This is a genomic window from Paraburkholderia sp. CI2 (assembly GCF_014201055.1).
Lineage (GTDB): Bacteria > Pseudomonadota > Gammaproteobacteria > Burkholderiales > Burkholderiaceae > Paraburkholderia > Paraburkholderia tuberum.
On sequence record NZ_JACHDL010000032.1, the window covers coordinates 31,053 to 43,689 of the forward strand.

Genomic DNA, 12,637 nt, shown 5'->3' on the forward strand with positions numbered 1-12,637 from the left:
CGATGAGCGGGCTGTCCGAACCCCCTTGCTTTATTTTGTACACATACCTATCTTAGTCTTTATGTACAGTATTTGTGGCCGTCTGGCATATCCGCACCTTTGGTAGTCGTGGCACAAGAGCGGTGTCGCGTCGAAAGCGTTCTTCTGCACACATCCACGACGCGGATACCGGTCGCAAGGACCAGCTTTGAGCCGCCTTCGAGCGAAATGGGGCATTGATGCAGTGCCCGGTCTTGCCTTTTGGTAACGACATACTGCAGTCGATCGAGTAGCAGCCCGGTGCCGCGGCATCGAAAGGCGTGAGAACGTGGCTGGGAGCGGCTTTTGCCGCGAAGCCGGAGCGGTGCCCGTTAGCGACGGAAGGAGTGGGAGATGGTGATGTCCAACATACTCAGCAATTGGATTTATATGGGCAGCAACGCGTACGACGAATACACGTTCGTGCCTTGGCTGAACAGGAACGTCTACCGTCGGACTGTAGACGTTAGGCAAGTCTGCATGCAGTAACGTTCGTTCAGTGTATTTTCAACGGGACCTCGGAGCGTGAGGTTCGAGCGCGCTCCTCGTCAATGAGAATCTAGACAGATCGAACTGAAGCGCTGATAACCGTCAATTTCTCAAGAGAGCACGACCACGAATTGAGTCAATGGTACAAATGCGCCCATATGACCTGGCACGTCAGCAGCTTCCGTTTGATACACGTCGCCTGCACTTCCAAGACGAGCCGCGGCATCGCTCACAAAAGCAAATCTATGTGCAGTACCTCAACGAATCGCATTTGACAGAAACCGCGACAGTGATAACGAAATAGGAAACCGCCATTGCGCAAAGCGCTCGACGCACTGCAGCGCGCGGTCGCGCCAACCATTCCATTCGATCCCGCCGCGGCGACGCAAACCTGGCGCATCGCCGCAACGGACTACGCGGAGTCGACGATCATCCTGCCGATGCTCGCGGGCTTGCGCGCGGTGGCGCCCGGCACGCGTCTCGCGATCGTCGAGGCGGTGCCGCCGCGGCTCGCTCGCCAGGCTGAACAGGGCGATATCGATATCGGCTTCCATACGAGCGAAGGCGCGCCCGAAGGCTTGCGCCGTCGCGTGCTGTTTGCCGAGCGCTACGTGCTGGTCGGCCGCGCGGGTCATCCGAAGCTGAAGCGCCGGCCCACCCTCGCGCAGTTCTGCAAGCTCGAACACGTGATCGTGTCGCCCGATGGCGGCGGCTTTTTCGGCGTCACCGACGAGACGCTCGCGAAGGTGGGTCTCGCGCGCAAGGTCGTGCTGTCGGTGCCGCACTTTCTGTTCATGCAGTCGGTGCTCGCGAGCACGGATCTCGTGGGGATGCTGCCCGCGCGTCTCGTGCGCGTCTCGTGCGCGGCACGGACGCGCTGCGGATGGTCGAGCCGCCCGTCGAGGTGCCGGGCTACGAGATGGCGATGCTATGGCACGAGCGGGTGCATCGCGATCCCGCGCATCAATGGTTGCGGGAGTTCATCGCGGCATCGGTGTAATCAGCCCTTTTCAGCGCCGATCGCATTCAGTTGATCGAGCACCTCGTCGCTGAGCTTCAACTGCGCCGACTGCAGGTTTTCACGCAGATGAGTCACCGAAGACGTGCCCGGAATCAGCAGAATGTTAGGTGCCCGATGCAATAGCCAGGCAAGCGCGACCTGCATCGGCGTCGCCTCGAGCTTGCGCGCAAGCTCCGACAGCTCGGACGATTGAATCGGCGTGAAGCCACCCAGCGGGAAAAACGGCACGTAGGCGATGCCCTGCTCCGCGAGCGCATCGATCAACGCATCGTCGTCGCGATGCACGAGGTTGTAGTGGTTCTGCACGCACACGACCTCAGTGATGCGCTGAGCCTCGGCAATCTGCGCGGCCGTCACGTTGCTCAGGCCGACATGACGCACGAGCCCGCGCTGCTGCAGTTCGGCGAGCGCCGTGACCTGCTTTTCGATCGAGCCCTCGCTCGGCTCGTGCACGTTGCCCATGACGCGCATGTTGACCACGTCGAGCGCGTCGAGCCCGAGGTTGCGCAGATTGTCATGCACCGCGCGCTCGAGGTCGGCGGGCTCCTGCGCCGGCAGCCAGGCGCCGGCGCCATCGCGCACCGCGCCCACCTTCGTCACGATCGTCAGATCGCGTGGATACGGGTGGAGCGCCTCGCGGATCAACTGATTGGTCACGTGCGGCCCGTAAAAATCGCTGGTATCGATGTGGTCGACGCCCGACGCGACCGCCTCACGCAGCACCGCGAGCGCCGCGTCGCGGTCTTTCGGCGGCCCGAACACGCCGGGGCCGGCCAGCTGCATCGCGCCATAGCCCATGCGCCGCACCGGGCGGCCGGCTAGTGCGAAAGTGTCGATGGAGCTGAAGTTCGGCATGACGATCTCCTCGTGAAGTGATGAGCGGCAGTATCGCCGCAATTGCGTTGTTGAATAAAGCGGTCTAACGTGTACGGGTTGTTCAAAATTCTGCACAATCAATCGTCATGGAACTGAATGATCTGGCCGCCTTCGTTTCCGTCGCCCGCGCCGGCGGCTTTCGCGACGCGGCGCGCGTGAGCGGCGTGTCGGCGTCGAGTCTGAGCGTCGCGGTGCGGCGCCTCGAAACCAAACTCGGGCTGCGGCTACTGAACCGCACCACGCGCAGCGTCGCGCCGACCGAAGCCGGGCTGCGTCTGATCGAGAAGCTGACGCCGCTGTTCGGCGAAATGGAAGCGGCGCTCGACGTGCTGAACGGCTTTCGCGACAAGCCGACCGGCACATTGAAGCTCAACGTGCCGTCGAGCGTCGCGCGCATCGTGCTGCCCGACGTGCTTGCGCGCTTTCTGAAGCAGTACCCGGATATTCGCGTCGAAGTGGTGGTCGAGGATGGTTTCGTCGACGTGCTGTCGATCGGGTGCGATGCGGGCATTCGCTACGATGAACGCCTCGAGCAGGACATGATCGCGGTGCCGATCGGCGCGCGCGTGCAGCGCTTCGCGACCGCCGCGGCGCCCGCGTATCTCGACGCGCACGGCCGTCCGCAACATCCCGGCGAATTGCTCGCGCATGCCTGCCTGCGCGGGCAATTCGCCAGCGGCGCGATGCCGACCTGGTACTTCGAGCGCGACGGCGAGCTGCTGCAATTGAATCCGACAGGACCGCTGCTGGTGCGGCCCGGCGCCGCGATCGACCTCGCGGTCAGCGGCGCGGTCGCGGGCCTCGGCATCATTCACCTGTTCGAAGACATGCTGCGCCCGCATCTGGACAGCGGCGCGCTCGAAGCGATTCTCGAACCGTGGTGGCAGCGCTTTTCAGGGCCTTTTCTTTACTATCCGGGCCATCGTCATGTGCCCGCGCCGCTGCGCGCGTTCGTCGATTTCCTGAAGGACGATTCAGCAGGCGTCCCGGACGATGACGTGGCACGGCGTTGACGTCATCACGACGGTGATCGCGGCGACGCGTGCCATATCAGCACCGTTGCGCGCAAAGCTGCGCGATCGTGCTCAGAAAGAGATCCGCGCCGATCGGCTTCAGCAGACATGCGCTGCAGTAATGCGCATCGCTGTCCGAAGGCGGCACCGCGGTATGGACCAGAATCGGTACGTTGACGGATAACGGCATCGATTTCAAACGGCGGCATAACTCCGCGCCGTCCATGACCGGCATCATCCAGTCCGTAACAATCAGGTCGGGAACGTGAGCGACGACACAAGCGAGTGCTTCGGCGCCGTTGCTCGCGCAACTCACCTCATACCCTGCGCTCTCCAGAATCAACCGCCATGCGGCTAGAATTTCTGGTTCGTCGTCGACCAGCAATATCGAATACATCATGTTTTGCGGACGAAATTTGCCTTCTTGTCTGATCAGAGTCTCGCAAGAGATGTTCCACGAACGGCAATTGCGCGGATAATGACGCGGGTTGCCGGCGCGCATCGGGTCGCCTGGCCGATCGGCGGCGAAACAGGTTTGCGGTGCCCGCGCAAATCGAGGCGTTCGAACCGTTCGCGCGTTGTATGTTGTAGAAACTCCATTCCGGTATCCATCATGACCGACAGACGCGTGAGCCCGCTGCGCAACTTCGCCAACTTCATCCGCGCGGAACGGGGCGGCCTGACGCGGCAATGGATGCATGCCGTCTCCGCCGACGCCGATCTCGTCGAAGCGGACAAGCTCACTTATCGGCAACTGGCCGACCATCTGCCGGATATTCTCGACGAGCTGTGCCGGGGGCTCGATGCAGAAGATCTCGAGCGCGTCGAAACGTCGATCGAACGCGACGCGAAGAAGCACGGCAAGGTCCGTTGGCAGCAGGGCTACCGGATCGAAGAGCTGGTGCGCGAACTGGACCTCTTTCAGCAGGTGCTCTTCGAAGCGCTCGAAGAGTTCGTCGAACGCGACCGGACGTGCACGCGCCGTCACGAGAGCCGCGCGCGCCGCCTGATCGCCGAAGCATTCAGCGTGGTCAGGTATGAGTCGATCAAGGAAGCGGTCGCCGAACGCGATCGCAAGATCGACGAATACACGGGACGGCTCGAACGCGCGAATCACGAATTGACGCTCGAACAACGGCTGGTCGGCGATCTATATGCATCGCGGATGCAGATCACGCGCAGCGTCGTGCACGATCTGCGCAATTTCCTCAACGCGTTTTCGGTCGCGCTGCAACTGATCGAGCGAGCGCCGTCGAAAGCCGATACCGCATTGACGCTCGCGAACCGTCAGGCTGCCGACATGAAGCAACTGGTCGACCAGATGGTCGAGTACTCGGTCGTGCTCGGAGACTCCGCGCCGCTCGTGCTCGAAGACGTCGATTTGCGCGAACTCTTCGACGAACTCGTCGCGTCGACGCGACCGTCGATCGAGGCGAAAGGGCTTGCGTTGCGCAGCGCGTTCGACGCGGCGCTGCCGGTCGTCACGTCGAATCGGCTGAAGCTCAAGCAGATCGCGGTCAATCTGTTGACCAACGCGATCAAGTACACGAAGTCGGGGCAAGTCGAAATCCGGTTCGCGATGCATGGCGCCGAACACTGGGCGATTCGCGTCTCCGACACCGGCGTCGGCATTGCGCCCGCCGACGCGGAGCGCGTATTCGATGAGTTCGAGCGCGCGGCCTGCGACGAGATTCCGGGCACGGGGCTCGGGCTCGCGATCGTCAGGGAGCTATGCCGCGTGCTCGATGGGCAGATCGAGTTTGCGTCGCGCGAGGGCGTGGGGACCACGTTCGAGATCCGGTTTCCGCTGCGTCGAACCTCGGCCGCAATGTGATGCGTGGACGAGCGCTTCAACCAAGTCCGAATGTATTCCTCAAGCTTGAATCGACGGGACCAGCGGGCATAAAGCGGCGTAACTTGCTCAGCAACGACGCCTGTCCGGCAGGCGTGCGACGCATCCGCCAGGCGCCAAGCGCCGCTTCGACAATAGTGTTTGCCACGCCCTCGGGCTCGGGGGCACCTTTGACACTGTTCACGACTGCGCTCGTTGCAAGGGCACGCTCGCGGTCATAGTCGGCGATTTTCGAACCCGCCTGAGGCGCATTGATGTCGAGATTGGTCCTGGTAAAAGTCGGTTCGACCAGCGTTGCGCGTATGCCGAACTGGCGCACCTCATGATCCAGGGTTTCGGTCAGCCCTTCCACAGCGTGCTTGGACGCCGAATAGAGTCCCATGTAGGGCGCCGGGAGAAATCCGAGCACCGAACTGACATTGACGATCCTTCCACCGCGTTGTGCCCGCATGTGGGGGAGTACAGCCTGTGTCGCGCGCAGAATGCTGAATACATTGGTATCGAACAGAGACGAGGCCTCGGCAGTCGACGTTTCCTCGACCGCGCCAATCATGCTCGTTCCTGCATTGTTGACGAGCACGTCGATTCGCCTCGCGCGATCGATGATGGACTGGATTCCAGCCTGGACCGAAGCATCGTTGCGAACATCCATCTCGACAAGCTCGACTCCCGAGATAGGCATCGCTTTTGCGATGCTGCGCACGGTGCCAAATACGCGGCACCCCCGCCTGGCAAACTTCTCGGCGGCGGCGCGTCCGATACCCGATGACACGCCGGTAACAACGACAACAGTGGAATTCGACATGAACAGCTCCCTTCAGGTGAATTGATGGTGTTTTTTTTAACTGTCCGCGTCGAGCGCGTCCTGCAGCGTTTGCTCGGAAGGCTGCACCTGCTCATGCCGATCTTTGCGCAAGCCGGCGATACGCTCGGGTCGAATCTTGAACCAGATCGAATACATCGCCGGCAGGAAGACCAGGGTCAGAATCGTCCCGGCGAACGTACCGCCGATCAGCGTGTACGCGAGGGTTCCCCAGAACACCGAATGGGTCAGCGGGATGAAAGCGAGGATCGCCGCCATGGCCGTCAGGATCACCGGTCTGGCACGCTGCACGGTGGCTTCGACGACCGCCTGGAACGGATCCAGCCCCGCCTGCTCGTTCTGGTGAATCTGTCCGATCAGGATCAGCGTGTTGCGCATCAGGATGCCCGATAGCGCGATGAGACCGACCAGCGCATTGATGCCGAACGGCTGCCTGAACAGGATCAACGTCGGCACCACCCCGATCAAGCCCAGCGGGCTGGTCAGGAACACCATCACCATTGCGGAGATCGAGCGCACCTGGAAGATGATGATGATGAGCGTAACCGCCAGCATGATCGGGAAGAGCGGCAACATGGCTTTCGTCGCTTTAGCCGATTCCTCGATGGAGCCCGCCTCTTCGATACGGTAGCCGGTCGGAAGCCTGGCGATGATGGGTTGGAGCTGCCTGGTGATCGCCGTCGATACGTCCGGCGGCTGAAGGTTGTCGGCAATGTCGCCCCGTACCGTGATCGTCGGCACCCGGTCCCGCCAGCGCATGATTGGTTCCTCCATGCGCACGTCGACCTTGCCCACCTGCGACAGCGGAATGCGTTGCCCGCTCGCGCCAGCCAGCGTGAAGTCGCCGAGCCGCGCCGGGTCGAGACGAACATCGCCGGCCGAACGCGCGATGACCTGCACGGTTCGAATATCCTCACGCACGGCGGTGACAGGCACGCCGGTTAGCAGGAATTGCAGTTGTTGCGCCACGGCGCTGGATGTCAGTCCCACCGCCTGCAAGCGATCCTGCTGCAACGTGAAGTGCAGCGTGGGCGTGCGCGTCCCCCAGTCAGCATTGACCGTGCGCATCATCGGACTGGCCTCCATCCCCTGCTCGACTTCTCCCGCAATACCGCGCAGCTTGTCCGGGTCCGGGCCAGAGATACGGTAGGCGACCGGGAACGGCGAATAAGGACCGAACACGAGTTGCGTGACCCGCACGCGCGCCTCGGGGGCGAGACCGTTGGCGACTGCCTGACGCAGTCGCTGCTTCAATGCGTCGCGCTCATCCTGGCTGTCCGTGCGCACCACGATCTTGGCAAACGACGGATCGGGCAGTTCCGGCCCCATCGCCAGGTAAAAGCGTGGCGCGCCTTGCCCGATGTATGCGGTGACGATCCTGGCTTCCTTCTGCTTCGCGAGCCACGCTTCGACCTTCGTCGTCGCGGCGCTGGTTTGCGAGATCGACGTGCCATAGGGCATCTGCACCTCGACCAGCACTTCGGGACGGTCGGAGATCGGGAAAAACTGTTTTTTGACCACGCCCATGCCGAGGATGGCCAGCACGAAGAGGCCCACGACCGAACCGGCGACCAGCCATTTGCGCGCGATGACGCGCGTGAGCAGCTGACGGAAGCGGTTGTAGCGCGGCGTGTCGTAGATCGCGTCGTGACCGCCTTCGACCTTTTTGAAGTCGGGCAGCATCTTCACACCCAGGTAGGGCGTGAAGACCACGGCGACGACCCACGATGCGATCAGTGCGATGCCGACGATCCAGAACATGTTGCTGGTGTATTCGCCGGCCGTGGAGCGCGCGAAGCCATTGGGCATGAAGCCGACGGCGGTCACCAGCGTGCCCGCCAGCATCGGCGCGGCCGTATGGCTCCACGCGTAGGCGGAGGCGGCGATGCGGCCGTAGCCTTCCTCCATCTTTACCACCATCATTTCGATCGCGATGATCGCGTCGTCCACGAGCAGGCCGAGCGCGAGGATCAGCGAGCCGAGCGTGATGCGATCGAAGTTCTTGCCGGTCGCGGCCATCACCACGAACACCACCGCGAGTGTCAGCGGTACGGCCGCGGCAACGACGAGGCCCACGCGCCAGCCCATGCTGACGAAACTCACCAGCATGACCACCAGCAGCGCGACGAAAAACTTGAGCATGAACTCGTCGACCGCCGAATGAATGTTGACGGCCTGATCGGTGACTTTGGTCAGGCTCATGCCCAGCGGCAGCCCGGCGTTGATTGCGCCGACCTCGCTGTCCAGCGCCTTGCCGAGGTCGAGCCCGTTCCAACCGTCGCGCATGACGATGCCCAGCAGCAGTGCCGGTTCGCCGTTGTTGCGGATCATGAACGTCGCCGGATCTTCATAACCACGCGTAACGGTGGCAATGTCCGACAGCTTCAGCGTGCGGCCCTGCGCTACGACCGGCGTGTCGCGGATCTTCTGCAGGTTGTCGAAGGCGCCGTCCAGGCGAATGAACACCTCCGGACCTTTGGTCTCCACGGAGCCGGCCGGCGTCAGGGCATTCTGACCGTTGAGCGCGGCGAACACTTCCTGGGGGCTCACGCCCAGCGTTGCCAGACGGTCATGTGAGAGCTCGACATAGATCCGCTCCGCCTGCTCGCCGATGATGTTGACCTTCTTCACGCCCGGCACGTGCAGCAGCCGTTGGCGCAGCGTCTCGGCATCGCGAACGAGCAGGCGCTGCGGTTCACCCTTCGCCTTCAACGCAAACAGCGCGAAGGTAACATCCGCGTATTCGTCATTGACCATCGGCCCGATCACGCCAGCCGGAAGGTTATTTGCCTCGTCGCTGATTTTTTTCCGGGCCTGGTAGAACTGCTCCTGCACTTCCGACGGCGGCGTGCTGTCGAGCAAGGTCAAGGTCGTGAAGGCCAGCCCAGGCCGTGTGTAGGTCTCGCTCCGGTCGTACCAGCGCAGCTCCTGCATGCGCTTTTCGATCTTCTCGGCGACCTGATCGTGCATTTCCTGCGCCGTGGCTCCCGGCCAGGCGGTGATGATGGTCATCACCTTGACCGTGAACGCGGGGTCTTCCGCCCGGCCCAGCTTGAAGAACGAAACGAGCCCGGCCAGTGAAATCAGGCAGATCAGGAACAGGGTGATGGAGCGCTCGCGCACGGCGAGCGCCGACAGGTTGAAACGGCCTTCGCTCACGGACGGGCTCCCTCGGCCGTCACGGCGACGGCTTGACTTGTCACCCGGACCTGCTCGCCTTCGCGCAGCAGCTGCGCGCCGAGCGCGACGATCCGGTCGCCTTGCTTGATCTCACCGGCGACGCGAGCACTATCGTCGTCCAGATGTTCGACAGTAACCGGCCGCCAGGCAACCTTTGCCGGCTCGCCGTTGATGACCCACACCCCCGGCCCCTTGCCCGCGTCAAACAGCGCGCCGATCGGCACCTGCAAACCGCCTTGCACCGCGGAACGCGCGTCCGGAATCTGGACCGTGACGGTGGCGCCCAGTGGGGCGTCGGCCAGCTCTCCCTGCAGCACATACCGCGCTTCAAAGGTCCGGGTACGAGGATCCGCCGTATCCGAAAGCTGGCGCAGCGTCGCCGGCACGCTAACACCGCCGTTGCCGAACAGCGTGGCCTGGGCGGCCGAACCGATCGCGGGGCGCAGGGTTTCGGGTAGCTGGATGACAGCCTCGCGGCGCCCGGCGTGCGCCAGGCGCACCACGGGCTGGCCGGCGCTGACGACCTGGCCCGGTTCGGCCAGCGTTTCCATCACAACGCCATCGCCGTCCGCCAACAGTTCGGCATAACCCGTCGCATTGCGCGCAACGTCGGCGTCAGCCTCGGCCGCGCTGAGCTGCGCTTTGGCGGCGTCGGCCGCCGCCTTGATCTGGTCGTAGGCCGATGCCGATATCGCGCCGGTGCCGCGCAGGTCGCGGTAGCGCTCTTCGTCCTGCGCGGTCTGCTGCGCCCGTGCTCGCGCGGCGGTGACCGCGTCCTGCCGGGCCTGCGCGGCAAGCCTCAGATCGATGGGGTCGAGGCGCATCAGCAACTGGCCGCGTTTGACGGTTTGCCCGGCATCCACCAGCCGCTCGAGCACCTTGCCGGAGACGCGAAATCCCAGGTCGCTCTGCACACGCGCGGCGACGGTTCCGGTAAACGAACGGGAGGCGGGGATCGCCGCCCGAGCGATGGCGGTGCGCACCAGGGGCGCTTCGGTGCGCGGATCGGACGGTGCTTTTGCGCCGCAGGCGGCTAGCGCAAGTGCCAGTGCACAGACGACTGTAGAGGTAGCAAGGCGACGCCGGAGCATGAAAGACCCATTGACGGAGTGATCGGGGCTTTCATTATGGTTCTAGTGACCACTTTAGTCAATGGTCACAATCGAGATTTCCGTCAAGGCGACAGACTGCGGAGCACGAGACCGGACAGTTGTGCAGGCGCGACCTTGGTGTAATCGAAGCTGTACTGCAGGAGCATTGGGTTGAGGTAGGGGCGCAACACCAGATAGATCGCCATCGCAGTCTCATCGAGGGGGGTTTTGCGCTCGAAGTCCCCGCTTTGCCGACCCTCCTGGAGGACGTCCCGAAGCAACTTCTGGACGCGCTCTTCATACGCAAGCACCGCCTGCCAGTTCTCCGTGGCCGCCGATGCGGCAATCTCGTAAAGTTTGCGGTCCTGGAAAAACAGACGGAGGCTCGCTTCCGTGAAGACGTTGAACATCCGCCGCAGCTTCTCCGGTGGCAGATCGGTCTGTGCGACGGCCGACCTGACCTCGGTTTCGATCTCGTGCAGGCAGTTCGCGCAAATCATCTCGCCAATGGCCTGCTTGGACTCGAAGAACTTGTAGATGTAGGCCTTGGAAAACCCGATCGCCTTGGCGAGGTCTGAGACCGTCGTTTTCTCGTAGCCATACCGGCTGAAGTGCTCAGTGGCGGCGACAACGATCTGATCCCGTACCTCGTGGTCAGCGGGGCCGCGCGCCGGGATGGGGGAACTGGTGGCTTTTTTCATGGGTATAGCATACAGGAATGGACAACCAGTGACTATTTGGTATTATAGTCACCATCGGAATCTTGCGAAGACGCTCATGCTACCCAAACCCATCCTTGCCGCGGTTATTGCCGCCAGTCTCTCGGCTGGCTGCGCTGTAGGCCCCGATTATGTCCGGCCCAATGTAGCCATGCCCGAGCAGTTCCAGGGCCAGGCCGCGGTGGATCACCGGCACGCGGCGGCCAGTGCCGACCTTGTCACGTGGTGGACGGGTTTCGATGATCCGCAACTGACACGATTCGTCACGCTCGCACTGGATCAGAACCTGGACCTCGCGCAGGCCGCCGCTCGCGTCTCGCAGGCGCGCGCGGGACTTGGCGCGGCGAATGCCGCGCTGCTGCCGTCCGGCACTGTCAGCGGCCAGGCGGCGCGAGTCTACCAGTCGGTTGAAACCCCCTTGGGGCGAGTTCAGAATTCGACGCCCGGTTTCGATCGCTACGGCAATGATTACGAGGCTAATTTCAACGCGAGCTGGGAACTGGATGTGTTTGGTGGCCTGCGTCGCGGGCGGGAAGCCGCACTTGCCGAATACCAGGCTTCGGAAGCCGGTGCGGTGGCCACGCGCCTGGCAGTGGCGGCGCAGACTGGCGATATTTACATCACGATTCGTGGATTGCAGGCCCGTCTGAAGGTTGCCCGGCGGCAGGCGCAGACGCAGCAGGATCTGCTTTCGACCATCAACCTCCTGTATAGCAAAGGATTGGCGGCCGACCTTCAGGTGAGCCAGGCCGAAGGTGCGCTGTCCCAGGTTCAGGCATCCGTCCCGGTCCTCGAGGCGGGTCTGGATGCAGCGATGAACGCGCTGGATGTAATGCTGGGTTCACAGCCCGGCACGCATCGAGCCGAACTGGTCGAAGCTGGTGACATCCCGGTCGCCCCGCGGATCGCGGACACAGGATCGCCGGGTGAGTTACTCAGGCGCCGGCCCGACCTGATCGTGGCCGAGCGTCGCCTCGCCGCATCGAACGCGCGCATCGGCGTGGCCATCGCCGAGTATTACCCCAAGGTGTCGCTCAGTGGACTGCTCGGCAGCGCCACCTCGGCGGCCAGCGGCAACCTGTTCAGTACCGGCGCCAATCAGGCCGCCGGCGTGCTGGGGCTGCGCTGGCGTCTGTTCGATTTCGGCCGCATCAATGCGCAGATCGGGCAGGCCAGGGGTCAGGAGGCCGAGATGCTGGCTGCGTACCGGCTTGCCGCGTTGCACGCTACCGAAGATGTCGAGAACTCGTTCTCGGCACTCGTGAAGCGCGAGCAAGAGGCCGCGGTGCTCGCCCAGGGAGTGAACTCGCTCGGCCGGGCGCGAGCCGCCTCGTTCGCAGCCTATCAAAAAGGCGTCGTCAGCCTGATCGAAGTCTTGCAGGCCGACGACAACCTGCTACGCGCCTCGGACGAGCGGGTGCAGGCGCAAACGGAATCCGCACGCGCAGCCGTTGCTGCCTTCAAGGCGCTCGGTGGCGGATGGCAACCTCGCGAATCCGAAGCGGTCGCCATCAAATAGCAACCCTATGCACCCAACGATTTGCCAGGAGCGTGG

Annotated in this window: 9 protein-coding genes and 1 pseudogene; 4 read left to right on the forward strand and 6 right to left on the reverse strand. The window is 63.1% G+C overall.

Annotation, left to right across the window (positions count from 1 at the left end; translation table 11 throughout):
* Positions 1-812: 812 nt before the first annotated feature.
* Positions 813-1,507, forward strand: a pseudogene (locus HDG32_RS31425) (LysR substrate-binding domain-containing protein); the annotation flags it as partial.
* On the opposite strand, the gene HDG32_RS31430 reads toward HDG32_RS31425, so the two are convergent.
* Positions 1,508-2,383, reverse strand: coding sequence for an aldo/keto reductase family oxidoreductase (locus HDG32_RS31430; protein ID WP_184073311.1), 876 nt, complete (start codon positions 2,381-2,383; stop codon positions 1,508-1,510).
* 107 nt (positions 2,384-2,490) lie between these two features.
* Here HDG32_RS31430 and HDG32_RS31435 point away from each other — a divergent pair, with 107 nt between their 5' ends.
* Complete coding sequence (locus HDG32_RS31435) at positions 2,491-3,417, forward strand: LysR family transcriptional regulator (protein WP_184073313.1); 927 nt, start codon at positions 2,491-2,493, stop codon at positions 3,415-3,417.
* 37 nt (positions 3,418-3,454) lie between these two features.
* Here the strand turns inward: HDG32_RS31435 and HDG32_RS31440 are convergent, their stop codons facing one another.
* A complete protein-coding gene (locus HDG32_RS31440) occupies positions 3,455-3,817 on the reverse strand; it encodes a PleD family two-component system response regulator (RefSeq protein ID WP_184073315.1) in 363 nt (120 codons plus the stop codon).
* Between the two features lie 213 nt (positions 3,818-4,030).
* Here HDG32_RS31440 and HDG32_RS31445 point away from each other — a divergent pair, with 213 nt between their 5' ends.
* On the forward strand, positions 4,031-5,251 hold the full coding sequence (locus HDG32_RS31445; protein WP_184073317.1) for a sensor histidine kinase: 1,221 nt from the start codon (positions 4,031-4,033) through the stop codon (positions 5,249-5,251).
* A gap of 16 nt (positions 5,252-5,267) precedes the next feature.
* Here HDG32_RS31445 and HDG32_RS31450 read toward each other — a convergent pair whose 3' ends face one another.
* The 4 genes from HDG32_RS31450 to HDG32_RS31465 all read right to left on the reverse strand — a co-directional run bounded on the left by HDG32_RS31450 (position 5,268) and on the right by HDG32_RS31465 (position 11,064).
* Positions 5,268-6,074, reverse strand: coding sequence for an oxidoreductase (locus HDG32_RS31450; protein WP_184073319.1), 807 nt, complete (start codon positions 6,072-6,074; stop codon positions 5,268-5,270).
* A gap of 36 nt (positions 6,075-6,110) precedes the next feature.
* A complete protein-coding gene (locus HDG32_RS31455) occupies positions 6,111-9,251 on the reverse strand; it encodes an efflux RND transporter permease subunit (RefSeq protein WP_184073321.1) in 3,141 nt (1,046 codons plus the stop codon).
* Positions 9,248-10,363, reverse strand: coding sequence for an efflux RND transporter periplasmic adaptor subunit (locus HDG32_RS31460; protein ID WP_184073323.1), 1,116 nt, complete (start codon positions 10,361-10,363; stop codon positions 9,248-9,250). Before HDG32_RS31460 ends, HDG32_RS31455 begins: the two co-directional genes overlap by 4 nt.
* 83 nt (positions 10,364-10,446) lie before the next feature.
* Positions 10,447-11,064 carry a TetR/AcrR family transcriptional regulator gene (locus HDG32_RS31465; protein ID WP_184039356.1) on the reverse strand — a complete coding sequence of 206 codons (618 nt, stop codon included), beginning with the start codon at positions 11,062-11,064 and terminating at the stop codon, positions 10,447-10,449.
* A gap of 76 nt (positions 11,065-11,140) precedes the next feature.
* On the opposite strand from HDG32_RS31465, the gene HDG32_RS31470 reads away from it, so the two are divergent.
* Entirely contained in the window at positions 11,141-12,601 is a 1,461-nt protein-coding gene (locus tag HDG32_RS31470; protein ID WP_184073325.1) for an efflux transporter outer membrane subunit, read from the forward strand.
* Positions 12,602-12,637: the final 36 nt, after the last annotated feature.

Excerpts from the sequence above, each read along its gene's own strand:
- HDG32_RS31430 (WP_184073311.1), bottom strand. The coding sequence starts at position 2,383 with ATGCCGAACTTCAGCTCCATCGACACTTTCGCACTAGCCGGCCGCCCG.
- HDG32_RS31435 (WP_184073313.1), top strand. The coding sequence starts at position 2,491 with ATGGAACTGAATGATCTGGCCGCCTTCGTTTCCGTCGCCCGCGCCGGC.
- HDG32_RS31460 (WP_184073323.1), bottom strand. The coding sequence starts at position 10,363 with ATGCTCCGGCGTCGCCTTGCTACCTCTACAGTCGTCTGTGCACTGGCA.
- HDG32_RS31470 (WP_184073325.1), top strand. The coding sequence starts at position 11,141 with ATGCTACCCAAACCCATCCTTGCCGCGGTTATTGCCGCCAGTCTCTCG.
- HDG32_RS31440 (WP_184073315.1), bottom strand. The coding sequence starts at position 3,817 with ATGATGTATTCGATATTGCTGGTCGACGACGAACCAGAAATTCTAGCC.
- HDG32_RS31465 (WP_184039356.1), bottom strand. The coding sequence starts at position 11,064 with ATGAAAAAAGCCACCAGTTCCCCCATCCCGGCGCGCGGCCCCGCTGAC.
- HDG32_RS31450 (WP_184073319.1), bottom strand. The coding sequence starts at position 6,074 with ATGTCGAATTCCACTGTTGTCGTTGTTACCGGCGTGTCATCGGGTATC.
- HDG32_RS31445 (WP_184073317.1), top strand. The coding sequence starts at position 4,031 with ATGACCGACAGACGCGTGAGCCCGCTGCGCAACTTCGCCAACTTCATC.